This is a genomic window from Clostridium sp. 19966, assembly GCF_032335695.1.
Lineage (GTDB): Bacteria > Bacillota > Clostridia > Clostridiales > Clostridiaceae > JACTOJ01.
On record NZ_JACTOJ010000004.1, the window covers coordinates 215106 to 241395 of the forward strand.

The following is a 26290-nucleotide window of genomic DNA, read 5'->3' on the forward strand; positions in this document are numbered from 1 at the left end:
AAATTTTTGCAGCTATTACTGCGAATTTTTGTGAACCGTCCCCTAGATTTATTTTGTTGATAAAGCTCGCATGGAATTCAATACCGCTATTAGAGCAACTCCCACATCTCCAAAAACTGCTTCCCACATGGTAGCTATTCCCAAAGCTCCCATTATGAGTATTACTGCCTTAACTGCTAATGCAAAAACTATATTTTGCATTACTATAGTGCTGGTTCTTCTAGCTATTTTCACAGCTGCTGCTATCTTTGAAGGTTCGTCCGTCATTATAACTACGTCGGCGGCTTCAATCGCAGCATCTGATCCTATGCCTCCCATGGCTATTCCCACATCAGCTCTTGCTAATACTGGTGCATCATTTATTCCATCTCCAACAAATATAAGCTTTCCTTTTTCGCTTTTGCTTCCATAGAGTTCTTCTAACTTCTGAACCTTGTCCTGAGGAAGCAGTTCAGAATATACCTTATCCACTTTCAACTCTTTAGCCACTGAATCTGCAGTTTTCTTGTTATCGCCTGTAAGCATTACAGTTGTTGTTATTCCTATTTTCTTAAGTTCTCCAATGGCTTTGGGAGAATCTTTTTTAATAGTATCTGCTATAATTACTGTACCTGCATACTTGTTATCTATGGCTACATGAATCAAAGTTCCTTCAGCTTCTATAGGTTTTTCTACTATTCCTTTAGCTTCTAGAAGCTTCACATTTCCAGCAAGTATTTCTTTTCCTTCTACCTGTGCAGATAATCCTTTACCTGCAATTTCCTGATATTTATCGATGGCTTCCTTATCTATTGCTTTTCCGTAAGCTTTTACAATTGAAAGAGCGATAGGATGATTTGAATAGCTTTCTACCTTTGCTGCTGCTTCAAGCACTTCTTCTTGAGTAAAGCCTTCCATGCTCACTATTTCTTTCACATCAAAAGCCCCTTTGGTTAAAGTACCAGTCTTATCAAACACTACAATCTCTGCATTTTTTAGGGCTTCAAGATAATTTCCTCCCTTTATCAATATGCCTAGCTTAGAAGCAGCGCCTATTCCTCCAAAGAAGCCAAGGGGTATGGATATGACTAAAGCACAAGGGCAAGAAACAACTAAGAATACCAAAGCCCTGTTTATCCATCCATATAGGTTACCTACGAAAATTGGTGGTATAAAGGCTAGAAGTGCTGCTGCTATAACTACTACAGGAGTGTAATATCTAGCAAATTTAGTGATAAATTTTTCAGTTTGTGCTTTCTTGCTTCCGGAATTCTGAACCAGTTCCAATATTTTCGAAACAGTAGATTCTCCGTAACTTTTAGTTACCTTTAAAGTTAACACTCCATTTTTATTCACAGAACCTGATAATACCTCATGGCCGCTTTCAACTTCTCTCGGCATAGACTCACCGGTTAATGCACTAGTGTCTATAGCTGCTGAGCCTTCTATAACAATTCCATCCAAAGGCACCTTCTCGCCGGCTTTAACTAAGATTAGATCTCCCACATTAACTTTCTCAGGAAAAACCTTGATAATATCACCATCGACCTTTACATTAGCATAATCAGGTCTTATATCCATCATGGCTTGAATAGATTTTCTAGACTTGTCTACCGCCATGTCCTGAAAAAATTCTCCAACTTGGTAAAACAGCATTACCGCTACACCCTCAGCATACTCGCCCACTGCAAAGGCTCCTACTGTAGCTAGTGCCATAAGAAAGTTTTCATCAAAGATTTCGCCTTTTATGATGTTTCTGATAGCTCTAAAAAGTACTGATCCTCCTATCATAAGATAGCTTACAAAGTAGAGAGCAAATTCTTCTATTGAATTCAATTTAATAAAACGAGCGGCTATAAAGCATAAAACTCCTAGAGCGAACTGCATTATCTGCTTAAATTCAAGCTCTTCACCTTCATCATGGCTGTGACTATAATCATGTGAATGTCCATGATGATGCTCCTCTTCCTGCTTTGAGGAATCATCATATTCACAGCTGCAGCCTTTAACATTAGCTTTTCCCGGAAATTTTTTAACATTTTTATTTTCATATCTCACTTTTACATCAGGTTCAACTACACTGACTATACCTTCTATTTCAGAAACCAGAGTTTTAAAATCTTTTTCTCCGCTGACCTCCACAAAAAGTTTTTTGGATACAAAATCAATTACGGAAGTTTCAACTCCGCTAAGCTTCCCTACTCTGCTTTCTATTTTAGCTGCACAATTTGCACAGCAAAGATTTTCTAGGATAAATTCATTCTTTACAGCACTCATTTTCTAATCCTCCCTACAATAAAAATTAAATATTTCAGGCAGTTGATTTAGATTGCTTACATCCTATAGGATAAAAATCAAAACATTATTTTAAATTATAGCTCTCTTTTAAATGTGTAAGTCCTAAATCAAATATTTTTTTTACATGCTCATCATCAAGAGAATAGTAAACTACCTTGCCTTCTTTTCTATATTTTACAAGCTTGGCCTGTTTAAGAACTCTCAGCTGATGCGATACTGCAGATTGAGACATCTGCAATAATGCTGATATATCGCAAACACACATCTCTGCTTCAAATAAGGTACATATTATTTTAATTCTGCTGCTATCCCCGAAGACTTTAAAAAGTTCTGCTAAATCGAAGAGTAAATCTTCCTCTGGCAATTTTTTCTTAACTTCCTGTACTACGTCTTCATGAATAATGCTGCAGTTACAAAATTCTATCTCTTCTTTATTCTTCTCCATATTATTTTCCTCCATGTTCATATGAATACTTGTTCATATATTCATTATATGCACAGGAAAATTTTTTGTCAATAAAAATGGCTATATCTTAAAATATCTTTATAAAATCTTTAGTTATCTGCCATGAATTCTTTCATAAACAGCTACTCAAATCACTAAAGATAATATCAACATTTTAAAACATAACCTACCAAATAAAGCAGGTTCAGATAAATATTTAGGTGCTTAAAAGCAACACTTATCTTAAACCTGCTTATCATTTAAATTATGAACTTGTATATCTGTATATTTAGAGTTAAAATTAGCTTGAGAATATATACTTTATAGAAATATCTTAAAAAATGTTTATTTTAAGATATTTCTATTTTTTTATTAGTTCTTCTATGGCTTTTTCTAATTTATATACTTTTTTATATAATTCTATTTCTCTCTTTATAAGATTCTTTTCTGAGAGTGCTGTCATAAGCTGGTCTTGTGCATGTATAACTAAAAAGTTAGGAGTCTCTTTATCCATTTGACCTTGTATCAGCATGTTTTGATATTCATGACCATCATAAAATTCTTCATCTGCCTCTTCAAGACATTTTTCTGCTAATTCAAACTTTCCTTCCTCTGCTGCATCTAACGCTTCATAGGCTTTTCCTCTTGCGTTTCCTCCATGAAGTACTAAATTAAAAATTATTTTCTCTAAATCTAATTTTGTTTCTTCGCTCACCTTTAAACCTCCATTCATATTCTAAATATTAAACTGTTGCTCCATTTTCGGCATTTAATTCAAGTTCTGCATTTTTTTCATTTGTTACCAGCTGGTTTTCAAACATCTTAAAGAAAGGCCAGTATATGATTGCTGCTACTATTAAATTTACAAGCTGTAGTGCTGCTCCTTGCCAATATCCTCCAGTTGCTATTATTCCTCCAAAGAATACAGGAACTGTGAACGGTGGCTGCATCACTATTTTAGGAACTATGCCGCTGTAAAAAGCAATATAATTAATGGTTACACCTGCTACTGGAGCCAATATAAATGGTATAAACATTATTGGATTCAAAACTAATGGAGCGCCAAACATTATTGGCTCATTTATATTGAATATCGCTGGTATGAGTTCAATTTTTCCAATACTCTTAAGCTGCTTAGATCTAGACATTAAGAACATTATAACCAATGGCCAAGTTAATCCTGATCCACCTATATGGGTAAACATATGGAAGAAAGGTTCAGTAACAATTCCATGCATTGCAGTTCCTGCATTACGTGCTGCAGTATTCGCTGCTAATTGCGCTGTCCAGAAAGGATATGCAACCGAAGATACGACATTCATTCCATGTATTCCTAATGACCAAAGAAGCATCATCAAAACTACTTCTAATACAGCTGCTGGATAACTGTTAGAAACAGCAACTAAAGGCATAAATATTTCTAGAACCAACTCAGGTAAAGTTATATGATAATTAGCCCAAACAATCCATTCTACTGCCCAAGTGAAAGTTATCATTATGAAGAATGGTATCAAGGCGCTAAATGTTCTTACTACATAAGGTGGAACACCCGCAGGCATTTTTATTATCAAGCCCTTCTTTGTAAAGAATCTCACAACCACTGTAGTTAAAATACCTAGTATTATTGCTACAAACAAGCCTTCTCCACCAAGATAAGTTAAAACATCTCCAAATTTTACTTTAGTCACATCAGAAGCAGGAAAACAAGCTATTAAAAAACATACTAGTGAGAGCATTCCGCAAAGAGATTCATCCATGTCCCACCTTGAGGCTAAGCTGTAGGCTGTACCAAATGCCACTGCCACTGCCATGATTCCAAAGCTTAGATTGAAGGCTATTTCAATGTTTGCCTGAATTGGCGTTATCGCATTACTCCAAGCATTTATTATCCCCCAACCCAATGATGTTGGCGGATTTGCTACGATTAAAAATACTGATCCACTTATTATGAGCGGCAAAGCAAAAACGCAAAACGCATCACGTATTGATTGAAGGTAAATATTTTGTGCCAATTTTCCTAGGATGGGCATAAGCTTTTCTTCCATCCATTTCATAAATTTGTTTTCATTCATATATTATTTTCCCCCTATATAATTTTATTTTAAGATAAGGGATTATGTCCCCTATCCCAATTACAGTTTGCCAGCTTCTTTTGCTAGTTTTATTATCTGATCTAGCACTTTTCCTCCATTCATTAACGCAAAGGCCTGCATATCAACTATTTCTACGGGTATATTAAACTTCTCTGCTGCAGTTTGAACCTCTTTTTTAAGATGCCTTACCTGAGGCTCCAATAAAGCTACTGAATAGTTCTCTGCTTTCTTTTTGAATTCCCCGGTACCTCCAGCATCTACCACTATATCTAAGTTTCTTTTTTTTGCCTCATCTGTTACTGCTTTGGCGAGTGAACTGGAAGTTGCTCCCCAGCTGCATAAAATTATTGCTTTCATTTTGAATCCCTCCTCATTTTTTTATTTTTCATTTTTCTTACCGACAAGTTTAAATTATATTGATATTGAATTAACATACTTTTAAACCATCTTTGCAAAAAGAACAGAGCTGTCAAAAATACAATTGTAAATATTGATAATTCAACGGCAGACTTTAATTTACCTGATAAAATTAGACCTTTTATTTGTATAACCCAAGGAACGCTTAGAAGAATAAAAAATAATAAGAATGGAGCCTTGCGATTATATAAATTATTTTTACTTTCCAATTTTTCACCTCCTTTAATAGTTTCATTTATAAATTTATTTGAAGGTTCTTACTATCTGTGAGTAAAGACTTTTTATTAGAGTCTTCTCTATTACCTGTCTGCATTGTTTGGTGCTTTTACTTTCACTAAGCCTGCCTACAAAATCAGCTTGTTCAATAATTGATGAGGATAAATCACCGATAACCTCCAGGCTTTCCTTATTATTTTCTGGAGCTACCATAAGGAATGCTGTACATACTAACTCATTTTTACCAATCAAATTTATCATCATTATTGATTTTCTTAATTTTCCAACAGTAATGATAGGTTCTTGAATATCCTTGCTTACGCAGTGATATATAACAAATTTTTTATCTGGAATTATTATTGTCCCCATACCTTCTCTATTTTTAAGTATCCCTTCAATATTTTTAGCTGCCACATAGGATATTATCTGCTTACTTACTTGTTCCTCTAATAGTGCTTCGATTATTTTTCCAGCACTACCTGCTTCAACTTCTGCTAGAAGCGTATTTTTTATAATTACATTTATTTCATAGCTGTAAGCTTTTATCTTTTCTGCATTTTCTAATTTTTTTTCTATAGGAATGCCTCTTTCTTCTTTATCCATAGATATTTTTATGTTAAGTTCTTTTTCCAGTTTCGAAATATCACTTTCCTCTAGTAATGGATTTATAATAATTACCTTTTTGTCATTTCTTTTAATAGGTACCGTTGATATAATAAAGTCCACAGGAGTTTTATGAATTATTTCATCAATTTTAAGTACCGATGACACTCCAACTATATTTATTTCTCTAATTTTTTTCATTCTAGCTGCCAGCATTCTCGAGGTTCCTATTCCACTGGCACAAACTAGCAGCACATTGTATGCTTCTCTTTCTTCTTTCATTCTTTCCATAGCTGCTGCAAAATGCATACTTATATAACCCACTTCATCCTCACTTATTTGCGCATTTAACTTTTGTCTAAGCAAGTTCAAAACTTTATCGCATTTATCAAATATCTCCCCATACTGGCGTTTTATCTCACTTATTAAGGGATTTCTTATTTTATATCCTGACTTTAGTCTGTCTATGGAATATAGAAGATGCATGTTTAAATCATTTTTAAGCATAGAATCGTTTTCAAAATTTGTATTAAAAATTCTCGAAGCCTCATTTACCACTTCTTCTGTTATGGAATATAAATATTTCTCGCTTATTCCTAAGGCATTTTCTCCAAATTTTAATCCTTGAAGGTGAACAGTTATATACCCAAGTTCCTCCTGAGGAATTTTTATATCTATAGCTTTTTCTATGTTTTGGGCTATAGCTTTTGCCACCTGATACTCTTTGGATTTTTTTAAATTCTCTAAGGTAGGTCCATCAAAACTGATTTTTTCATTGTTTCTAAGCCGTTCTATTGCTAAAGAAAGATGAATTGATAATTCTATATACAATCTGTCATCAAACTTATATTCCATGGTTGATTCTATATTATATAAAGATTTTTCTATCATATGAATTGTCTTATAATCTATGATGTTTAGAAGACGATGGTTTATCTCTTCCATTTTACTGTTTTGAATTGTAATGCTTTCTTGGCTACCATTTTGTATAAAATCAATCAGCTGTTCTATATTGTAATTTTCATACAGTAAATCAACCAGCGCATGCCTAATGTTCTTTTCATCTCCTTCTATGTATACTCCTACTCCTTGTTTGCTGATTAAGCTTAAGTTTTTTCTGTCAAGCCATTCTTTTACTTCTTTTATATCGTGACTTATGGTAGAACTAGACACATTAAATTTTCTAGCAAAATATTGAATTTTTATTGGTTCTTTACATTGTAATAACTCTGCTATTATAAAATTGTTTCTATTTTTAGCCTCTGCTATTGAAGTAGAATCTTGAATTTTAAATTTAAACTCTAAAATATCATCTTCCTTCCCATTTAAATACATTCCATCAATAGTATTAATAATTTTTACTTTGTATTGAGAAATTGCTTTATTGATACTGTCTATCTCTCTGTAAATTGTTCTAGTGCTTACATCATTTACTTGAGCTATTTTTTTTACGGTAACGTTCTCGTTATTAAGTATTTTTTTTACAATGTCCATTTGTCTTGAACTAAGCTTATCCAACAAAAATCACCAACCTAATGTATTGAGTAACGATTTGCCTTCATAAATATTATATATTTGCCTACATTTACTATGCAAGTAAAACATAAACATATATTGTCTCTTTAGTTTTGACATATTCTCAATAATAAAAGGCTATGCTTTAAGATGTTGATAGTGCTAAAAATAATATCAACATCTTAAGACATAGCCTCTCAAAAAACGAGATTTAAAATTATATAAGAAATAAATTTATATTGATATAAATAATGCTCCCAGCATTATGAATATGATTCCTATTATTTTATATTTTGTTATTTTTTCATTTAAAAGAAAATAGGATATTGTCAGTGTCCATATGTAAGTTATGGAGGTCAGCGGCAATACTACTGTATAAGGCAGAAGCTTCAGCACATATATATTAAGTAAAGCGCTGGTAACATAGAGCATTCCCCCTATATAGAACCATTTGCTGAACATTACACTGTATATTTTATCCGTAGATGAGGTAGCCAGCTTTAAAGTGTATCCTCCAAAAGCTCCCATAATGGTCATGACTAAAATTATAAGATATGCGCTAATGATCGCCACCTCCTATGAAAACCACTCCAGTTATTATAAATAGCACCCCTATTACTTTAAAGGCTCCCACGCTCTCCTGCAAAAAGAAAGAGCCAAATAAAAGAGCAAATACATAGCTTAAGCACATCATGGGATGAAGTACTGAAAAGCTTCCAAATTTGAAGGCAATTATCATAAGAACAGCTCCTGCGCCATAACATATAAAGCCTAGTCCTAAGAATATGTAATTGTGGGACAGCTTCCAAAACAATTGACCAATAGAGGTAAGTAAAGATGCAATCAGCATGAATATTATGCCTTTATAGTTTTTTTTCAAAGATTCCAAATAACCCGTCATATTTTCCTCCGTCATATTTTCATTGTTGGTACTTTCATTCTTCTTTCCTTGTTCCAGTTATTCTTTTCTATGATTTCTTCGTATTTTTTTAGCACTCTGGAAGATATGGTTTCCCAGCTTTCAAACACTGTATTTTGAGCATTTTCTCCAACCTTATAACGGAGCTCTTTTTGGTTAATGATATCAATTATTTTATTACAATAAGAATTTTCTTCTTCCTCCGCAATAAAACCATTGAAGCCATCTTCTATGCCTTCTGAAGCGTTTGAATCTCTCACTACTAAGGAAGGAGTTCTTACTGCAGCAGCTTCCCTCACTACTATACCAGAGGTGTCATAAACTGACGGAAATAAGAATAAATCAGCTCTTGCAAATATGGTCTTCAAAAGCTCTCTATCGTGAATGACTCCAAGGAACTTTACACGATCATCTAGCTTATATTTCTCCACCAGTTCCTCCATGTCTTTTTTCACAATTCCCTCACCTACAAAAAACATTTTGAAATTTTCACCCTTATCTCTTAAAAGTCTAAGAGCTTCAATTATTAGCCTGGTATTCTTCTGCCATATATGCTGTCCTACAAATAGCAGCACCCTATCTTCTTCATCTACTTTTAGGTAGTCTGCACCTTTTCTTATGTATTCCTTCAGGTTTCCTATGGTATCAAAATCCGCACCATTATGCATTATATTTATAATTCCATTATAGCCATATCTTCTCAAGGTTTCAGCAGTAGAGTCATTTACTGTCCAAACAGCATCCACTTCATTGTAAAAGCTTATTATCCTTTGGGTCATTAACTTAGCGATACTATCAGATTTTGTAGCTTCCTTAAAATCGTCGTAGTATTTAGAGTGAAAAGTTGTTATCACTGGTATTCCTCTTTTTCTTGCTATTTTAAGAGCTAATTTACCAGAGGTAAATGGACAATGACAATGCACTAAGTCAAAAGGAATAGTGTTTACATCCTTATTAAAATTATAATCTAACTGAGGTATTCCATACCTATAGGGCCTTCTCTTGGGAAGCGGAACAGAAAAATATCTTAACACCTTAAAATCATTAATATCTTCATAGCCAGGACAGCTTGGTGTAACTACATAACTATCACAGCCCTTTCTGCTAAGCCAATAGGCATAATTCTTGGTTACATTAGCCACTCCATCCATAACAGGCTCATAAGAATCATTAAATTGTCCTACAGTAAACTTCATAATATGTCATTGCTGCTAAAATAAATAATTGACGCTTAAGCCAGCCATATATTTTAAACAGCCTTTCCTCCTTTTAGTTTTATATAACAATTTACAACATGTCATCACCTATATTATACAATACTCTCATCAATTGTGGAAATTAAAAAGCTAAGGGACGGTTCACAATTATTAGCACTTTCATGCTATGAATTTTTGTGAACCGTCCCCTGTTTCTACTTCTCTTCTTTACTTATGTCTCTTAATATGTCTTCTCTTATTTTTTCTGCTTCCTTTGAGAACAAATCCATTGGTTTCTCTTCTTGAGTTCTTGCTGTAAGCTTTTCGCTCATCATAAGCATAACCATGCTCTCGAATATATTAGGCAGCTTGTTTCCTTCTCCCTCTGTGCTTCCTGCATTTATAAGAGTTTTTGGAACTATGTCAATCTTTCCATCTCTGATAGCATCTGCAAAGTTCTTCATGACGTCTTCAAGTATTTTGAATTGAGGTCCACCGAAGGCATTTACCTGTTCCCTTGCAGCTATTGCCTTGGAAATACCTACTTTAGCTTCCTTCAAAGCTTCAGCTTCTGCCTGAGCCTTGATTCTGAAGGCTTCTGCCTCTGCCTGCTGCTTGATTTTATAGGCATCTGCTTCTGAAAGTCTCTGGATTTTTTCTGCATCCTGTCTAGATTTCATAAGATCAGCTTTACCTTGGTTTTCCTGAATTCTAATGTTGATATCTGATTCAGTAAGGGAAGTCTGCTGCTTGGCTATAGCTTCTGCTTCCTTAAGCTCCTTTTCCTTCTCTGCGGCGGTCTGCTGAGTAGCATAGGTCTCAAGCTGCTCTTTAGCCAGCTGTCTGCTTCTAAGCTGCATCAATATCTGCTCTATATTAGTATCGTTCTTTGAGCTGGTTGGAGTTCCTATAAGAACTTCCTCTAATTCCAAGCTATAGTGCTCAAATTTAGTTTTCATCTCAGTTGAAGCTTGATTTTGAATTTCATTTCTCTGCTGAATAAGTTCTATCAAGGTCTTAGTCTGGCCTACATTTTTAAAGTAAGCTGATACCATAGGATCAAGAGTTTGATCTACCAGCATCTTTATATCACCAAATCTCTGTATTACCATTGGAGCTTTTTTATAATCAATGTGAAAAACCACTGAAAGAGGAAGTGAAGGTTCAAAAGCATCTTTGGTGATAAGATTAACCTCCTTAAGATTTTCATCATATTTATGAGCTCCTATCTGGTTGCTTATCCACTTTAATATTACATTGGTAGTAGGCACTTGAAGAATATTACCTGCATAAACATTAAAGGCATATTTTCCTGGCATCAAAGGTTCCTTCCACACACCTCTATAGCCTTGCTCTACTAATTCACCATGCCTGTAATCTTCTCCTGAAAAATCTTTACCTTTAGCTCCTGTGTAAGATACAACAACTCCTACAAAACCAACAGGTATAACTGTTTTCTTGATGTATTCTACAGTTGCAAAAAGTCTATTTATGAAATAAGTACCGTCAGCTAATACTTGATATTGTCTTCCTCTGTAACCGCCAGCCTTCAAAAATCTTTCAGGATCCTGGAAGTTATTGTGATAATTTTCTGAATCGGCTTCATCTCCCACTGCTGGACATATGATAGTATCCCTTCCTAAAGATGGACCGTCATGCACTGTAACTATACCTACCATATCGCTTTCACCCTGTATAACTACTGGTTCAAAGCCTCTTCTTTCAGAAATTTTTCTAGTCATATCCATTATAGTTTGCTGCTCACCCTTGTCTCCCATAGGAAGATAATAGGTTTTATTTTCCGTGATTATTATAAATTGAGCAAGGTTAAACGCATAGGTACCTTCACGGATTATTCCTCTCTGCGGTCCCTTTTGTCCACCGCCTTTAATAAAGCCCGTTACATCTTGAAAATTGTTACTTTCAGCTATTATTTTACCTAAGGTCTGAGTGGCATCCAAAGGATGTCCATCCCTTGCAAATACATAGGCTATTTTACCTTGAGGAATTGTAACTAAGGGTACAGTATGAACCTTGTAAACAAGTGGAGTTAAAAAGTGAATACCTCCTCTTACTACCTCTGGTTGATAACCTGCCTCTCCATTTAAAGCTATGATTTGTTCTTTTAGTGATCCTTTGTTTGACCACCATTTCTCTAGAATAGCTACTTTGTCATTGGGAATTATCTTTAATCCTGCTAACCATAGGATTATGCCTAGTAAAGCAATACCCCCAACCACATAAATTAGTATTAGTTGCCATGTCTCCATTTTAATACCCCCTGAATTAATTAAAACAATATATTGTAAATATTAATATAATACTCTATAACCAATATATTGAATTTATGAAATAATTATATCAGAGGTTTGTTAATTTTAATAATGTCACTGAAGGCTGTTTTAGGTTCTTTTAGACTTTGGCATTCTCTTTTTATGATATTTTAACTTCCAATCACATTAAATCATATATTTTTCTCCTTAATACGTTATTTTATAACTTTTAATATTTTATGCAATATTCTTTTATAGGTTTATTGCGTTTTTATATAAAAATATTATTTACTTGAAAAAATAGAGCCTATATAGACTCTATTAGCATAAACTTTTTCTATATAATGCTTCCCATATAAAAGCCAATTATTCCAATAATCACTGTGGAAAATATATATATTAAAGCATTTTTGAGCTTGCTTCCCTTAAATAATGTGAAGCCTTCAAACATGAATGTGGAAAAGGTGGTGTAGGCTCCTAAAAAACCATCTGCCAAAAGCAGCATAAGATTATGGCTTATATTTGAAGAGCTGACTATCCCTAAGAGAAAAGCTCCTGTTATATTTATTATAAAAGTAGCCAAAGGAAACCAGGTTTTACTTTTTATCTGTTTCCCAAGCCAAAATCTTGTTAAACTTCCGCAGCTTCCTCCAAAAGCTATCATTATGTATCCCATTATAAATTCCTCCTTTAACCTTTCCTAACCTGCCTGTTCTTCTTCTATTTCTTTTTCTCTTCTTGACATTATACTTAGGGATAATTTATACCCAAGATATGCTGCCAGCATTCCTAATACTATAGAAAAAGCTATATAAACAAGGGCTGTGATATATATTCCTTTTTCCATAAGTCCTACTGTATCCCTACAAAAAGTTGAAAAAGTGGTAAAAGCACCGAGAAAGCCTGTAGTTAAAAAAACCTTTATATTTTCGTTAAGACATCGCTTTTTACTGGCAAAGGTGAGTATTAATGCTATAAGAAAACTTCCGCTTATATTAATAATAAAGGTGTTTATAGGAAAGGCTGAAAATAAATTAGAAAAGTCTATAATTTTTATAGCATACCGTAAAAGGGCTCCTAAGGCTCCTCCAATGGCCACATAAATATATTTTTTCATAAAAGTTTCTCCTTTCAATGATGTGAGGTGTTTTAAAACTTAGCCAATCAAAAAGACCCCTACAAAAAGCCGTAAAGCTCTTGTAGGAGTCATTAGCACTAACGCGATTTAAGGTGAACTCCATCACCCTGCAAAATTAATAATTCAATTTGATTATAGCTATTATTTATAATTTATGCAATACCAATTTAGATTAACTTGGATATGTCTACATCCTCTTTTAATTTCTCCACAAGATGCTTTACTTCTTGATCCCTGTTCCTGTCCATTACTAAAATTACATTATCTGCTTCGACAATTATAAGATCTTTTACTCCAAAGCCTATTAGCAGCTTATCTTTGGAAAAAGCTATGCAGTTTTCACTGTCCTCAAGCTTAACATTACCTTTTATATTGTTCCCCTCAGAAGTATTTAGGAATCTGCTTAGCGCTTGGAAGGTTCCGATGTCATCCCAAGGAAATTCGCTCTTTATCACATATGCTTTTCTTGTTTTCTGCAGCACTCCAAAATCTACAGATATACCATCTATAACTTCATACTGCTCTTTGATTACCTCAGCTTCATCTTCCATGCCTACATGGGCATATATTTCCATAAGATTTTTGTAAAGCTTGGGAAGATATTTCTCTACTTCCCTAAGGAACACATCTGCTCTCCAAATAAATATACCGCTATTCCAAAGATATGTGCCTTTTAGCAAAAAGTCCTTAGCCACCTCTAGGTTAGGTTTTTCAGTAAATCTTTCCACTCTGTAAGCCAAAACATTAGTATTGGCTCTATTGCCCTTTTCTATATATCCATAACCAGTTTCCGGCCTAGTTGGCTCAATGCCTATGGTGACTAAGCCTCTTCTTCTCTCCGCAATCTCTACCGCTGAATCTATGGTATCTAAAAAGGTTTTTTCATCATCAATATGATGATCCGATGGAAATACCATTATTACTGCATCCTTATCCTTCTTTAATAGCTTAACTGCAGAAAGACCTATGCAGGTAGCAGTCTCTTTCTAGTGGCTATTGGTCTTTTAAGATATGTTAAGCCCTAAACTTATAGAATATTTCCACCTTTTTTTCCATAGTCTCCTTATCCTCAGAAATAATTATTTTATCAATTAGAAGCTCTACTGTGCTCCTATCAAATTCTTCAAAAGCAAGTATTTTGTCTACAGTCAGTCTGTATTTGTCCTGAAGCTCAGCTTTATTATTCTCTTTTGATGCTATATTTATAATTTCATATTTTTTCTGTAACAACTGCTGCTTTTTTTCAATTCCTGCAATCAGCATTTCTGCATTTCTTTCATTTATGATATGATTCAACTTGTCTTGATAAACCTTTTGAAACTGAACATCAAGTTTATTTAATTCTTTTTCAATAGAAATCAGCTGCTTTTTATGATCATCTGCGCTATCTAGAATAGAAATGGCCGCATTATACAAAGTTTCCTTGCTCACGTATCTATATACATAATTTTTAAGATCCTTAATGATAGTTCTCTTTAGAAATTCTTCCTTCACTGAATGTGAGCTGCATCTTCCCCCGCCCCTTTGACTGTTAGTGCATTTGTATCCCTCATATTTTTCCCTATAGCACAGGGAGCCACCGCATTCATTACATCTAAGCACAGTTGTAAAGGGGTGCATGTTTTCTCCTTTATATCTATAGCTTTTTCTTCTATTTTTCATTGCCTGCTGAACTTCATTAAATATTTCTTGGGAAATTATACCTTGAAAATCCTCACCATAAATCCATTCTTCTTCATTTGTAGGAATCACTTTTTTTACTTTATAGCTTATTTTTCTCCATCTTTGCTGCACCATTTTGCCTGCATATTTTGGATTGGTTAATATATAGCGTATAGAGTTACTTGTCCAAAGTCCAAGCTTAGACTTAGAAAATCCATTAATATGGCAAGAAGGCGGCTCTATGCCTTTCTTATCTAAATAGCCAGCTATCTTACCAACTCCCCAGCCATTTAAGTATAAAAAATATATTTCTTTCACAACCTCTGTGGTTTCATCCTCCGCTGCAATCAGCTTTATTGTTTTGGTATTGCCTTCGTAATATTCTACAAACCTATAGCCATAAGGAGGTTTACTTGCTATGGAGGATCCTCTTAGCATTCTTTGCTTTAAAGCATCCCTCACTTTTTTTGAGCAGTCTTTTATATACATTTCATTCAGTATATTTTTAAAAGGTATTATATCATTAAATTCCTGCTCAGTATCCACATTATCAAGAACTGAAACAAATCTTATTCCATTTACTTTAAAATAATCCTCTAAATAATATCCTGCGGTGATATAGTTTCTTGAAAACCTGGATAGATCTCTGGTTAAGACCATATTTATCTTTCCAGCTTCAATATCCTCTTTCATTCTTATAAAACCGTCTCTCTGAAAATTCGATCCTGAAAAGCCTGCGTCCTCATAAACTTCAACCAGCTCATAGCTGTGATTATCTTTGGCTTCGCTTTTGTCAAGAAGCCATTTTTTCAGGCTTTGCACCTGAGCTGGAATTGATTCCTGCTGCTCCTTCTTATCTGTAGATACCCTGGCATATATAGCTACCTTCCAAAGCTTCTCCATGTCATACGCCTGAGCTTTCATCTGGTAAATTCTCATTGCAGCTGCTTTTGTACGCTTCTCTTTTATTTTTATCCAGTTTCCTATATATGAGTTTCTCCATAAGCTTCTCAAAGCTATCTTCACCATTATAAAAAATTACTAATGGTTCTTTTTTTTGCATAAAAAACTCCAGAATATTGATACTCATATTAGTATATGCAGCATGGAAGGATATTGTTAATTCGATATTCAATAGTCTATTAAGAAGCTTCTATTTAATTTGCTGCTACCTCCTCATATTTTAAAGTTTTTTTAATTTCATAGTGGAATATTACAAATTCACTTATATATTTCATGTTAATATTAAGCTTTGCTATGCTATGATAGTTTTATAATAAATACAGAACTAAATTAATAGGAATTGGAGTGAAATATATGGAAATGACCTTTAGATGGTACGGCGAAGGTAATGATTCTGTTACTTTAGAGCAAATTAAGCAAATACCAGGTGTTACTGGGATTGTATGGTCTCTTCATGATGTGGCAGCTGGTGAAGAATGGTCTATGGATAGAATTCTTAAGGAAAAAGAACTTATAGAAGCAAAAGGCTTCAATATAGATGTAGTTGAAAGCGTCAATGTTCACGAAGATATTAAACTAGGACTGCCTAGCAGAGAAAAATATATTGAAAACTATAAAAGAACTATAGAAAAGCTTGGAAAGGCTGGAGTTAAAGTAATCTGCTATAACTTCATGCCCGTATTTGACTGGACCAGAACTGATTTGAATAAAAAGCTTCCAGATGGCTCAACAGCTCTTTTTTATGAGAAGGCTAAAATTGAAAATGCAAATCCTATGGAGCTGGTAGAAAAAATCGCAGTAGGAGTTAAGGATTATACCATGCCTGGCTGGGAACCTGAAAGATTATCCAAGCTAAAGGAACTATTTAAAGCCTATGAAAATGTGACGGAAGAAGATTTGTGGAATAATTTAAAATATTTTCTTGAAGCAATAATACCTGTGTGTGAAGCCAATAATGTGAAGATGGCTATACATCCTGATGATCCTGCATGGCCAATATTCGGACTTCCAAGACTTATAATAAATAAAGAAAATATAAGGAGATTTCTGAAGTTAGTGGACAGCCCGTATAATGGCTTAACCTTCTGCAGCGGTTCCTTAGGTTCAAATCCTAACAACGATCTTGTAGCAATGATTAAGGAATTTGCCCCAAGAATTCATTTTGCTCACATAAGAAATATAAAGCACTTCGAAAATGGAGATTTTATAGAAACCGCTCATAAGGCCTCTGAAGGCTCTCTAGATGTGGTAGGAATGGTTAAGGCTCTCCACAGTGCTGGCTTTGCAGGCTATGTTAGACCTGATCACGGCAGACATCTTTGGGGAGAAAAGTGCAGACCTGGCTATGGACTTTATGATAGAGCCCTCGGAATTATGTACCTTTGGGGAATATGGGATTCTCTCGAAAAAGGAAGTGAAAAATAAATGTCAGCTTTAAAATTAAGCAAGGAAAGTATAAAAGAAGCTTATGGATGGAAAGAAGTCGGAATTGAGCTTCCAAAATTTGATTATGAAGAAATGTCAGAGAAAACTTCAAGTAATCCAACCTGGATACACTTTGGCTCTGGCAACATCTTCAGAGGTTTTATAGCTATGCTTCAGCAAAAACTTTTAAATGATGGCAAGGCAGCTACAGGCATCATCGCAGCAGAGGGCTATGATTATGAAATTATAGATAGAATTTATACCCGATATGATAATCTAAGCTTACTAGTGATCATGAAGCCTGATGGAAGCCTAGAAAAAACAGTGGTAGGCAGCATAGCAGAAAGTCTGGCTGCAGATTTTCAAAGAGAAAGGGAATGGGAAAGACTAAAAGAAATCTTCAAAAAGCCTTCCCTGCAAATAGCCAGCTTCACCATAACTGAAAAAGGCTATGCATTAAAAAATATTTCTGATGAATATTTTCCTTTCGTGAAGGAAGATATGGCTGCAGGCCCTGATAAACCTAAAGGTATCATGGCTAAAGTGGCAGCGCTTGCTTACATAAGATATAAAAATGGAGAACTTCCTATAGCTTTTGTAAGTATGGATAACTGCTCTAAGAATGGAGAAAAGCTTCAGAACTCAGTGCTTTCCATAGCTGAAAGCTGGGCAGCTTCCAGTTTTGTGGAAAATGAATTTATAGCCTATCTAAAAAATCCAGAAAAAGTATCTTTTCCTTGGAGCATGATAGATAAGATTACTCCTCGTCCATCAGACAGCGTAAAGGAAACTATAGAGAAGCTTGGTTTTGAAAGCACTGAAATAGTTTGTACCAAAGCACATACTTATATAGCACCTTTTGTAAATGCAGAAGGTCCTCAGTATCTTGTAATAGAAGACAGCTTTCCAAACGGACGAATGCCTTTAGAGGAAGCAGGAGTATTTTTAACTGATAGGGCTACAGTGCAAAAGGTAGAAACCATGAAGGTTACAACCTGCCTTAATCCTCTTCATACTGCTCTTGCAGTTTTTGGATGTCTGCTTGGTTATAAGTCCATTGCAGAGGAAATGAAAGATCCTATGCTTAAAAAGCTTGTGGAGGAGATAGGTTATACTGAAGGAATGCCTGTGGTGGTGAATCCCGAAATACTAAAGCCAGAAGAGTTCATTAGAGAAGTGATAGAAGTTAGACTTCCTAATCCTTATATTCCGGACACTCCTCAGAGAATAGCCTCTGATACTTCTCAAAAGGTAGGTATAAGATTCGGTGAAACCATAAAAGCATATGCAAAGAGCCAAAGCTTAGATGCTAGGAAGCTTAAATATATTCCCTTAGCTATAGCTGGCTGGTGCAGATATCTTATGGGCCTAGCTGATTCAGGAGAACCTATGGAGTTGAGTCCTGATCCTTTGCTTAAGTTTCTCACAGCTTATGTTTCTCACATAAAACTTGGTGAAAAAACCTCCTTTAAGGATAATTTAAAGCCTATTCTTTCCAAGGAAGAAATATTTGGAGTAAATCTTTACGACCTAGGTTTAGGAGAAAAAATAGAAGGCTATTTTTCAGAGATGATTGCTGGAAATGGTGCTGTAAGAGCTACTCTTGAAAAATACTTAAAATAATGCAAATAAAGCTGCCACATAAGCTGGCAGCTTTATTTTTTAGAAGTTAAGTACTCTTGCAAGAGAGTTCTTAGGTTCTCCATTTATATCAAATAGCATTGGCCAGTCTTTTCTTCCTGGCACTGGAAAATTATCCTTCCAGGTGTACCTGTCACTTATTCCCCAAAAGGTTACTGAAGCTACTACCTCCTTGTAGCTTCTAAAGGTTTCAAAAATATTATTATACATCTCTTCCTGAAGATAAAGCATCTCCTCCGTAGGCACTAACACATTCTTTCTTTTGTCTTCAAAGCTGAACATGGAAACATCTAATTCTGTTACTTGAAGCTGAAGACCTAGTGATGCATAGCCTTCTATAGCTCTTTTTAAATTTTCTATAAGCTGTTTGTCCATTATGTTCCAATGTCCCTGAAGTCCTACTCCATCTATGGGAGTGCCCTGAGCCTTCAGTTTTTTCAGCATATCATAGGATTTTTTAAATTTGTCTGGAAATTCGTTATTATAATCATTATAAATAAGCTTTGCAGCTCCAGTAAACTCTTTTGCAAGCTGAAAAACAGTTTTAATATAGTCTTCCCCTAAAATTTTTCTCCAGCCAGTATCTCTGTACTGCTGATCAGTTTTATCTTCTATAGCTTCATTTACAACATCCCAAGCATATATAACATCACCATATCTGCTGCAAAGAGTTTTTATATGCTCTTTCAATATTTCAAGCAGTTCTTCCTTATTCTTTTCAAAAAGCCAATGAGGATTTTGATTGTGCCATACAAAAGTATGTCCTCTCATCTTCATGTTATTACTCACTGCAAATTCCTTCATCCTGTCTGTTTTTTCAAAGTCATAGCTTCCTTCATAAGGATGAATTTCCCCAAATTTCATTGCGTTTTCAGCAGTTAAGCTATTAAAATGCTTTTTAAGGAGCTCTCCCTGAATTCCCTGAAAATCCTCAACTCTTACAGCGGCTCCAATTTTAAAGTAATCCCTGTAAGCTTCACATAACGATAAAATGGAATTATTACTCATAAATACACTCTCCTTATCACTACTTTATTCGTATATCTTTCTTCCCTTTACATCTCCAATGCCTGTTCTCCTATAAAAATAAGTATTAACTACATCTCTCCACTCTTTAGAATCCTTAAGCTGCACAGAGAATTTATCCATAACAAGCTTAAAGAATTCTTCATTTATCTTTCCTTCTAAAGATGTCCATTTTTCTATGAACTCTTCTACCTTTTCTACTCCTTCAAAATGGGTATCATATATATGCTGCAATAAAGTTTTACCGCTATTTAATTTATAGCTGTAGGGGACATGATGAAAGAATAACAAAAGTTCTTCAGGACAAGTATCTATTTTTTCATACCTTGAAGCTATGGGTTCATTATACTGACAAGTATACCCTGTTCCAGTTGCAGCAGTTCTGTCCACTCCAATACCTCTGAAATCCGCATAATGATAAGTTCCCCAGAGTGAATACTCATATCCATCTACGCTTGGCCCATAGTGATGGTTTGGATTGACCATCCAGCCTATCCCTAAAGGGCTGGTGTATTTTTCATAGACTTCCCTTGATTCTAGCAGCATAGAAACTATTTTTTTTACCACTTCTTCCTCGCAGCCAAAAGTAATCTTGCTCCATTCCTCTGCTATAGCCTCTGAAGTAAGCTCTGGATTCCAGGCAAGTCTTCCAAAGCCATATAAATTAGCCTGTGCCAGCGGATGCCCTGTCCAGCACTGGCTGTCCCCAAGATTTGAAACAGCGGCTATGCCACCATGTTTTCTATGAAAAATACTTCCAGCTGCCACCTTTCTCACATAGGAACCTTCACCTTTTGCATAAGTATCAAAATTAACAACTTCCTTCCACATAGGCAGAAGATAGCACAAATGCTTTTGCTGGCCCGTATATTCCTGAGCTGCCTGAAATTCCAGCATTATATTTGTATCTTTCATAGCTCCAAATAAAGGTGAAACTGCCTCCCTTATTTGAAAGTCCATAGGACCATTCTTTACCTGTAATATCACATTATCCTTAAACTTGCCATCTAAAGGCTTAAAATTATCATAAGCTGCTTTAGCTCTATCCTTGGATCTATCTCTCCAGTCGAGCTGACAGTTATATACAAAGCATCTCCAAATCACTAAGCCTCCAAAAGGTTCCAAAGCTTCTGCCAGCATATTAGCCCCATCCGCATGATCCCTTCCATAGGTAAAAGGTCCTGGTCTGTATTCTGAATCTGCTTTTACCAGAAAGCCTCCAAAATCAGGAATGTATTCATAAATCAAATCTGCTGTTTCTCTCCACCAGGCTTTTACTTCTTCAGCAAGCGGATCTGCGGTGGCAAGCCCTCCAATTTCTATAGGAGCTGCAAAATTAACGCTCAAATAAGTTTTAATTCCATAAGTTCTAAACTCCTTTGAAAATGCAGCTATGTAAGGAAGATATTCTTCTGTTATAAATTTTGTCTCATATTGATGTACATTAACATTATTTATAACTACTCCATTTATGCCTACGGAAGCTAAAATTCTTGCATAATCCTTGATTCTAGCAGAATCCTTAATTATTTCATTATCCTTATAGAAAAAAGATTTACCTGCATAGCCTCTTTCTATATCACCGCTTATGTTATCCCAATGGTCTATAATTCTTAATTCGTTTGCAGGAGCATCCTCAAGCAAAGCTTCCTCTAAGCTTTTTCCTGTGACCATTGCTCTTATAAAGCTAAAAACTCCATAAAGCACACCATTATCGTCTTTCCCAAGGATTTTGATAGCTTTATCTTCATCAAAGCTCTGTATTTTGAAGCCTTCCTTAGCCAAATTTTCTTCTTTTGCTGCCTTCAAAAATAAATACTGCTCTGACCCTGATATTTCACATACAACCTTTGGAGTTGTACCGAATATCCTATTGATAGCAAAGCTCAACTCTTTTATTGCTGAAGCTATTATAGGACTAGTTTCTTCAATATAGATTGTACTGCAAAACCTTCTGTATTCTTCCTTTGAGCTTAAGGCTTCACCATTGCTATAATTTAACCAACATTCATAAACGCCGCCTCTATTATCCATAAAACACTCTCCCTTAGCTACAAAAATATGCACTTAAATTATGTCTGAATTATAAATTTTATTTATCTTTTAAACCATATAATATATAATTGTATTTGTACTATTTAACTATATAATTTTATAAAAAGCCTATTAAAGCTTTAAGCTAATGAATAAATCATGGGGGAATGAATGGACTATGGATATATCCTCAAAAGACTTATTAAGCAATATATTCCCGGATGCTTATTACGCTGTTCATAGAAACTGCCAGCCTTCCTGGAAGCTAAACAGGACTACTCTTAATTTTCACAATCTGATGCTTATATATGATGGAGAAGGTACCTTTTATAAGGATGGAGACAGGTTTACGGTAAGCAAGGGAGAGCTAATATATTTTAAGCCTGGAGATATCCGGGAAGCTTATACCTCTTCTTCAAAGCTTATGAAATGCTTTGCCGTTGAATTTTTATATACCTGCCCAATTCTAAAGGATTCCCATTGGCAGCTTCAGGACTGTGATTTGCCCTTTAGCACCTGTCAGAGGATTGAGGATGAATATTTATTCAGAAGACTTATGGATTTGTTTACTGAGTTTACGGATTTGAAGCTTTCCATGAAGGGTACTGCTGCAGTTAAGGAGAGGGCACTATTTACAGAAATACTATCCCTTTTAATTAAATACAAAAACGGAACCCATTACAGCTATTCCAATCTAAAAAAGGTGGAAAAGGTTGTTAACTACATGGTTCAGAATTACACCGAAAACATAACCTTAAAAAAGCTAGGGGATTATCTTAATATCAGCCCTTCTTATTTGGGTAATATATTTAAGGAAGTTACAGGCCAATCCGTCATAGATTATTTGATTCATATAAGAATTAATAAAGCCAAGCATTTTTTAATTGATGGCCTCACAGTTTCTGAAACTGCAAAAAAAGTTGGCTTTAATGATATATTTTATTTCAGCAGAGCCTTTAAAAAATATGAGGGCTTAACTCCCTCCCAATTCGCAGAAAATCCAACAGCTTATTAAACCGTTGGATTTTCTGTTTTAATTTTCAAAGCGGAACCAGCCAAAATCAAAATTGCTTCCTGGAAGAAACACAAAGGTAACCTTTTGCGCTCCTTCTATTTTTTCTAATTCAAATATTCTTTCCTCATATCCATTGGAATGAGTGAATTCAACTATCTGCCTGATGCTGCCTTCAGCACTGTCAAGCTGTATATGGATGGTATTTTTATCAATAGGAGAATTTCCGTAAATAACAAGCTTAGAAGCCCCTTGGGCTGTAAAATCCAAGCTTTCAAATTCCAGAGAAACATTATTTCCTATTCCTTGAACTATATCTTCTTTTAGAGTGAAGGTATCTCCATAAATATGATCACATTCTACCGCTCTATTCTGCTGAAAGGCTCTATTCTTTTTCTCAAAATAGAAGCCTTTAATATGAACCTTATCGTGAAGCACAAAGCAAATAGAGGTTATGCCTTTAAGTTTTTTAGAAAGCTTATAGGTTTCTTCCTGATAAACATTCCAAATGGATTCTTTTTGATAAATCACATCTGCCAGCAAGCTGCTTTTCTCTTCTCCAGGCATGCCTTCCCAAATCTGCAAAGAATATTTAGCATTAGATAATGCAAATATAGGAAGAGTTATGGTGTCTGAACCATAAGCTCCAAAGTCTATTCCATGAAAGCCTACCTGAGTTTCTCCTTCTCTGCTGGTGGCTACTCCTCTTTCATTTCCATTTCCCACTTCTCCATTGCTGTAATCGTAAAGGCCAGCAGATATGAAGGTGTAAGGATCTTTAAAGGCTGTACCAAGTCCTTCTGCTTTGAACTCCAGCTGAGATATAAGCTTTGTTTTATCACTGCCATTCTTGCTGGTGCAGCGCACTCTAAACTCTCCATCACCTAAAGCTGTTATTTTTGCTTTAGCTCCAAGTGCTTCCACTTTAGCAATATTTGAGACTATTCCTGAAGCATTTACTGCACTCCATTCTATTTCTTTATAGGAAGTATTCTCAGGATATAATTTAGCCTCCACATAAAGCTCTCTTAAATTCTCATTAAATAATTGTCCTGAGGAACTTATAATTTCTATCTTGCGAAGAGGTATTTCTTCAAGGCTTCCCATAACGCAAGGTAAATCAGAGTTTTTCATAATAGCAGAAATTCCATTTATAGCTTTTTCTGCAGGGACAGCCTGAAAGTCCAAGCTTTCACTTTCCATTCCCTTAGAGCTTACTTCCACATGAATATCTCCCGCCTCTAAGGAAGCTCCAATTATGGCCATGAGCTTTCCGCTAAAGAGTCTTCTGCTGGTTCCCTTATACTGGTCATAATCTGTGCTGTCACCATTATCAAGTCCAAGTAAGCGTCCAGCTCCTGTAACCTTTACTGTAACTCTGTTATTAGCATTCTCAACTAAATTTACCTTCTTATCCTTCATGGTTATTTCAACAAAAATCAAATCTCTGCCATCTGCAGTAAGCTGCTTCTTATCTGCAGTTAGACAAACCTTCTCAGCATCTTCAAAGGAGCTTCTTAACTCCGTGGCAATAATTTTACCCTTCTCGTCGTAAGCTACGGCCTTTATTTCTCCAGGTTCGTAAGGCACCTTGTACCAAGCTAGAAGCTGCCTTCCCTGCTCATGATTTATATTATAGCTGCCTAGGGAAGCTCCATTAATAAAAAGCTCAACCTTAGGAGCATTAGAGCATATTCTCACGTCAATAAGCTGGCCTACATTGAAATCCCAATAAGGAAAAAGGTGCACCATAGGTTTAATCCTATAATCTGTCCATTCTGCCTGATATATATAATAGGAATCCTTCTTAAAGGTAGCTGTATCTATTTGTCCAAAATAGGAATTCTTAGTGTGATAGGGGGTAGGTTCACCTATATAGTCAACACCTGTCCATATAAATTGTCCTAAGGAAAAAGGTGTATCTCTCTCCGCTAAGATGCAAGCCTCTGGAGATTTGGCTCCCCAGCTGGTGGTGCTGTTACCAAGGGAAGAACACTGCTCGTCATCATCTGCCAGAACAGATTTTGCATAAGGAAAATGATATATTCCTCTGCTCTGTACCACGGAGCCTGTCTCACTGCCGTAAATAACCCAATCAGCATGAGCTTGGTGATGCTTTTCATAATACCTTTCCGCATAATTGTAGCCTGCTACCTTAACAATATCAGCGCATTTTTGAGCATTTTCCCAAGGCATAAAATTGGAACCTATAGTAATTTTAGCATTCTCTTTTGGATCATATTCTCTAACATAATCCATAAGCATTTTTGTGATTTCCTGCCCTCTCTCTCCTGCGTGAGTATCATATATCTCATTTCCAATGCTCCACATAATAAGGCTAGGATGGTTTCTGTCCCTCCTTATCCAGCTTTTCACGTCCTTATGAGCCCAATCCTTAAAAAATCTTGCATAATCATAAGGAGTCTTTGGCTTTTCCCACATATCAAAGGCTTCAGAAAGTATAAGCATTCCCAGCTCATCTGCCAATTCCATAAGCTCTGGAGCAGGCATATTATGAGAAGTCCTTACAGCATTAACTCCCATGTCCTTTAATATTAGAAATCTTCTTCTCAAGGCTGCTTTGTTGAAGGCAGCTCCTAAGGCTCCTAAATCATGATGCTCGCAGACTCCATTTAATTTCATTTTTGTACCGTTTAGCTTAAAGCCTTCCTGAGAGTCTAAAACAATCTCTCTAAAGCCTATATTTTGATATATGACCTCAATTAATTCTTTGCTTTCCTTTAGATATAATTCTGTCTTAAGCTGATAGAGATTCGGAGCATCCGTGCTCCATAATAAAGGCTTTTCAACCCTAAGGCATTGAGTGTTGATACTTCCTTCGCCAACCTCTACCGCCTCACTTGAAGCAGCAATGACTTCACCCTTATAGCTTATGCTATGAGAAATTTCTGCTGCCTCATAAAGCTTAACCTCCGTATCAATCTCCACCTTCCAGTTGGCCTTTTGGTGCTTTATGGATACGTATATTCCATCCGTGACTATATGATTTTTGTCCCTTGTCTTCAGCCACACATTTCTATATATACCTGCTCCCGAATACCATCTGCTGTTTGGACCTTGATGAACCACTTTCAGCAGTATCTCATTTTCTCCCTCTGCCACTGCCTCTGTTATATCATGTTCAAAGGAAGAGTACCCATATTTCCACTGTCCAATAGGCTTTCCATTCACATATAGAGCGGAATCCATATATACTCCCTCAAAGAACAATAGAAGCTCCTTTTCTTTTTTACTGTAGATAAATTTCTTACGATACCAGCCAATGCTGTCTCCATAAAGCTTTAAGCTATCATATATAAGCCAATCATGAGGCAAATCAACGGCTTCAAACTTAAGCCCTTTGCAGTCTTCCTTTTCCAAGCCGCTTTTAGCAAATTCCCAGCCTTCATTAAAAAGAATTTTATTATTCATTCT

General features: G+C 35.4%; 21 protein-coding genes, 1 pseudogene and 1 riboswitch. Of the genes and pseudogenes, 3 read left to right on the forward strand and 19 right to left on the reverse strand.

The window, feature by feature from the left end; translation table 11 throughout:
* Positions 1–48: 48 nt before the first annotated feature.
* The 16 genes and pseudogenes from IAI10_RS05965 to IAI10_RS06040 form a co-directional block, all read right to left on the reverse strand.
* Entirely contained in the window at positions 49–2256 is a 2208-nt protein-coding gene (locus tag IAI10_RS05965) for a heavy metal translocating P-type ATPase (RefSeq protein WP_315672375.1), read from the reverse strand.
* An 85-nt stretch (positions 2257–2341) separates the two neighbouring features.
* Complete coding sequence (locus tag IAI10_RS05970; RefSeq protein ID WP_315672376.1) at positions 2342–2722, reverse strand: metalloregulator ArsR/SmtB family transcription factor; 381 nt, start codon at positions 2720–2722, stop codon at positions 2342–2344.
* Between the two features lie 361 nt (positions 2723–3083).
* A complete protein-coding gene (locus tag IAI10_RS05975; protein WP_315672377.1) occupies positions 3084–3437 on the reverse strand; it encodes a PTS lactose/cellobiose transporter subunit IIA in 354 nt (117 codons plus the stop codon).
* A 28-nt stretch (positions 3438–3465) separates the two neighbouring features.
* Complete coding sequence (locus IAI10_RS05980) at positions 3466–4794, reverse strand: PTS transporter subunit EIIC (RefSeq protein ID WP_315672378.1); 1329 nt, start codon at positions 4792–4794, stop codon at positions 3466–3468.
* A 60-nt stretch (positions 4795–4854) separates the two neighbouring features.
* Positions 4855–5172 (reverse strand): PTS sugar transporter subunit IIB, encoded by a 318-nt coding sequence (locus tag IAI10_RS05985; RefSeq protein ID WP_315672379.1) that lies wholly within the window; start codon positions 5170–5172, stop codon positions 4855–4857.
* Positions 5169–5441 carry a hypothetical protein gene (locus IAI10_RS05990; protein ID WP_315672380.1) on the reverse strand — a complete coding sequence of 91 codons (273 nt, stop codon included), beginning with the start codon at positions 5439–5441 and terminating at the stop codon, positions 5169–5171. The genes IAI10_RS05985 and IAI10_RS05990 overlap by 4 nt, the downstream gene beginning before the upstream one ends.
* 34 nt (positions 5442–5475) lie before the next feature.
* Positions 5476–7569 (reverse strand): BglG family transcription antiterminator, encoded by a 2094-nt coding sequence (locus IAI10_RS05995; protein ID WP_315672381.1) that lies wholly within the window; start codon positions 7567–7569, stop codon positions 5476–5478.
* A 231-nt stretch (positions 7570–7800) separates the two neighbouring features.
* Positions 7801–8133 (reverse strand): EamA family transporter, encoded by a 333-nt coding sequence (locus IAI10_RS06000; RefSeq protein ID WP_315672430.1) that lies wholly within the window; start codon positions 8131–8133, stop codon positions 7801–7803.
* Positions 8126–8467, reverse strand: a complete 342-nt coding sequence (locus IAI10_RS06005; RefSeq protein WP_315672382.1) for an EamA family transporter — start codon at positions 8465–8467, stop codon at positions 8126–8128. The genes IAI10_RS06000 and IAI10_RS06005 overlap by 8 nt, the downstream gene beginning before the upstream one ends.
* 11 nt (positions 8468–8478) lie before the next feature.
* Positions 8479–9681, reverse strand: coding sequence for a glycosyltransferase (locus tag IAI10_RS06010; protein WP_315672383.1), 1203 nt, complete (start codon positions 9679–9681; stop codon positions 8479–8481).
* Between the two features lie 215 nt (positions 9682–9896).
* Entirely contained in the window at positions 9897–11951 is a 2055-nt protein-coding gene (locus IAI10_RS06015) for an SPFH domain-containing protein (protein WP_315672384.1), read from the reverse strand.
* Between the two features lie 340 nt (positions 11952–12291).
* Positions 12292–12630, reverse strand: a complete 339-nt coding sequence (gene crcB / locus IAI10_RS06020) for a fluoride efflux transporter CrcB (RefSeq protein ID WP_315672385.1) — start codon at positions 12628–12630, stop codon at positions 12292–12294.
* A gap of 24 nt (positions 12631–12654) precedes the next feature.
* Positions 12655–13071, reverse strand: coding sequence for a fluoride efflux transporter CrcB (gene crcB / locus IAI10_RS06025; RefSeq protein ID WP_315672386.1), 417 nt, complete (start codon positions 13069–13071; stop codon positions 12655–12657).
* Between the two features lie 76 nt (positions 13072–13147).
* Positions 13148–13208: riboswitch (Fluoride riboswitch) on the reverse strand.
* A gap of 51 nt (positions 13209–13259) precedes the next feature.
* A pseudogene (locus IAI10_RS06030) lies at positions 13260–14078 on the reverse strand (mannose-1-phosphate guanylyltransferase); the annotation flags it as partial.
* 28 nt (positions 14079–14106) lie between these two features.
* Positions 14107–15678 (reverse strand): recombinase family protein, encoded by a 1572-nt coding sequence (locus IAI10_RS06035; protein ID WP_315672387.1) that lies wholly within the window; start codon positions 15676–15678, stop codon positions 14107–14109.
* Positions 15659–15817 (reverse strand): hypothetical protein, encoded by a 159-nt coding sequence (locus IAI10_RS06040; RefSeq protein ID WP_315672388.1) that lies wholly within the window; start codon positions 15815–15817, stop codon positions 15659–15661. Before IAI10_RS06040 ends, IAI10_RS06035 begins: the two co-directional genes overlap by 20 nt.
* 254 nt (positions 15818–16071) lie before the next feature.
* On the opposite strand from IAI10_RS06040, the gene uxuA reads away from it, so the two are divergent.
* Entirely contained in the window at positions 16072–17142 is a 1071-nt protein-coding gene (gene uxuA, locus IAI10_RS06045; protein WP_315672389.1) for a mannonate dehydratase, read from the forward strand.
* Complete coding sequence (locus IAI10_RS06050) at positions 17143–18765, forward strand: mannitol dehydrogenase family protein (RefSeq protein ID WP_315672390.1); 1623 nt, start codon at positions 17143–17145, stop codon at positions 18763–18765. It begins immediately after the preceding gene.
* Between the two features lie 39 nt (positions 18766–18804).
* Here the strand turns inward: IAI10_RS06050 and IAI10_RS06055 are convergent, their stop codons facing one another.
* Positions 18805–19791: an endo-1,4-beta-xylanase gene (locus tag IAI10_RS06055; RefSeq protein ID WP_315672391.1), complete on the reverse strand. Its 987-nt coding sequence runs from the start codon at positions 19789–19791 to the stop codon at positions 18805–18807.
* A gap of 24 nt (positions 19792–19815) precedes the next feature.
* On the reverse strand, positions 19816–21843 hold the full coding sequence (locus tag IAI10_RS06060) for an alpha-glucuronidase family glycosyl hydrolase (RefSeq protein ID WP_315672392.1): 2028 nt from the start codon (positions 21841–21843) through the stop codon (positions 19816–19818).
* 178 nt (positions 21844–22021) lie between these two features.
* Between IAI10_RS06060 and IAI10_RS06065 the strand changes: the two genes are divergently transcribed.
* Entirely contained in the window at positions 22022–22858 is an 837-nt protein-coding gene (locus IAI10_RS06065; RefSeq protein ID WP_315672393.1) for an AraC family transcriptional regulator, read from the forward strand.
* 18 nt (positions 22859–22876) lie between these two features.
* On the opposite strand, the gene IAI10_RS06070 is transcribed toward IAI10_RS06065, so the two are convergent.
* The gene (locus IAI10_RS06070; protein ID WP_315672394.1) at positions 22877–26287 is read right to left on the reverse strand and encodes a glycoside hydrolase family 2 TIM barrel-domain containing protein; all 3411 of its coding nucleotides are present in this window, start codon (positions 26285–26287) and stop codon (positions 22877–22879) included.
* Positions 26288–26290: the final 3 nt, after the last annotated feature.

Bases quoted from the DNA above. Each gene is read 5' to 3' on its own strand.
- IAI10_RS05965 (WP_315672375.1), bottom strand. From the start codon at position 2,256: ATGAGTGCTGTAAAGAATGAATTTATCCTAGAAAATCTTTGCTGTGCA.
- IAI10_RS05970 (WP_315672376.1), bottom strand. From the start codon at position 2,722: ATGGAGAAGAATAAAGAAGAGATAGAATTTTGTAACTGCAGCATTATT.
- IAI10_RS05980 (WP_315672378.1), bottom strand. From the start codon at position 4,794: ATGAATGAAAACAAATTTATGAAATGGATGGAAGAAAAGCTTATGCCC.
- IAI10_RS05985 (WP_315672379.1), bottom strand. From the start codon at position 5,172: ATGAAAGCAATAATTTTATGCAGCTGGGGAGCAACTTCCAGTTCACTC.
- IAI10_RS06005 (WP_315672382.1), bottom strand. From the start codon at position 8,467: ATGACGGGTTATTTGGAATCTTTGAAAAAAAACTATAAAGGCATAATA.
- IAI10_RS06010 (WP_315672383.1), bottom strand. From the start codon at position 9,681: ATGAAGTTTACTGTAGGACAATTTAATGATTCTTATGAGCCTGTTATG.
- IAI10_RS06015 (WP_315672384.1), bottom strand. From the start codon at position 11,951: ATGGAGACATGGCAACTAATACTAATTTATGTGGTTGGGGGTATTGCT.
- crcB (WP_315672385.1), bottom strand. From the start codon at position 12,630: ATGGGATACATAATGATAGCTTTTGGAGGAAGCTGCGGAAGTTTAACA.
- crcB (WP_315672386.1), bottom strand. From the start codon at position 13,071: ATGAAAAAATATATTTATGTGGCCATTGGAGGAGCCTTAGGAGCCCTT.
- IAI10_RS06035 (WP_315672387.1), bottom strand. From the start codon at position 15,678: ATGAAAGCTCAGGCGTATGACATGGAGAAGCTTTGGAAGGTAGCTATA.
- IAI10_RS06040 (WP_315672388.1), bottom strand. From the start codon at position 15,817: ATGCAAAAAAAAGAACCATTAGTAATTTTTTATAATGGTGAAGATAGC.
- uxuA (WP_315672389.1), top strand. From the start codon at position 16,072: ATGGAAATGACCTTTAGATGGTACGGCGAAGGTAATGATTCTGTTACT.
- IAI10_RS06050 (WP_315672390.1), top strand. From the start codon at position 17,143: ATGTCAGCTTTAAAATTAAGCAAGGAAAGTATAAAAGAAGCTTATGGA.
- IAI10_RS06055 (WP_315672391.1), bottom strand. From the start codon at position 19,791: ATGAGTAATAATTCCATTTTATCGTTATGTGAAGCTTACAGGGATTAC.
- IAI10_RS06060 (WP_315672392.1), bottom strand. From the start codon at position 21,843: ATGGATAATAGAGGCGGCGTTTATGAATGTTGGTTAAATTATAGCAAT.
- IAI10_RS06065 (WP_315672393.1), top strand. From the start codon at position 22,022: ATGGATATATCCTCAAAAGACTTATTAAGCAATATATTCCCGGATGCT.
- IAI10_RS06070 (WP_315672394.1), bottom strand. From the start codon at position 26,287: ATGAATAATAAAATTCTTTTTAATGAAGGCTGGGAATTTGCTAAAAGC.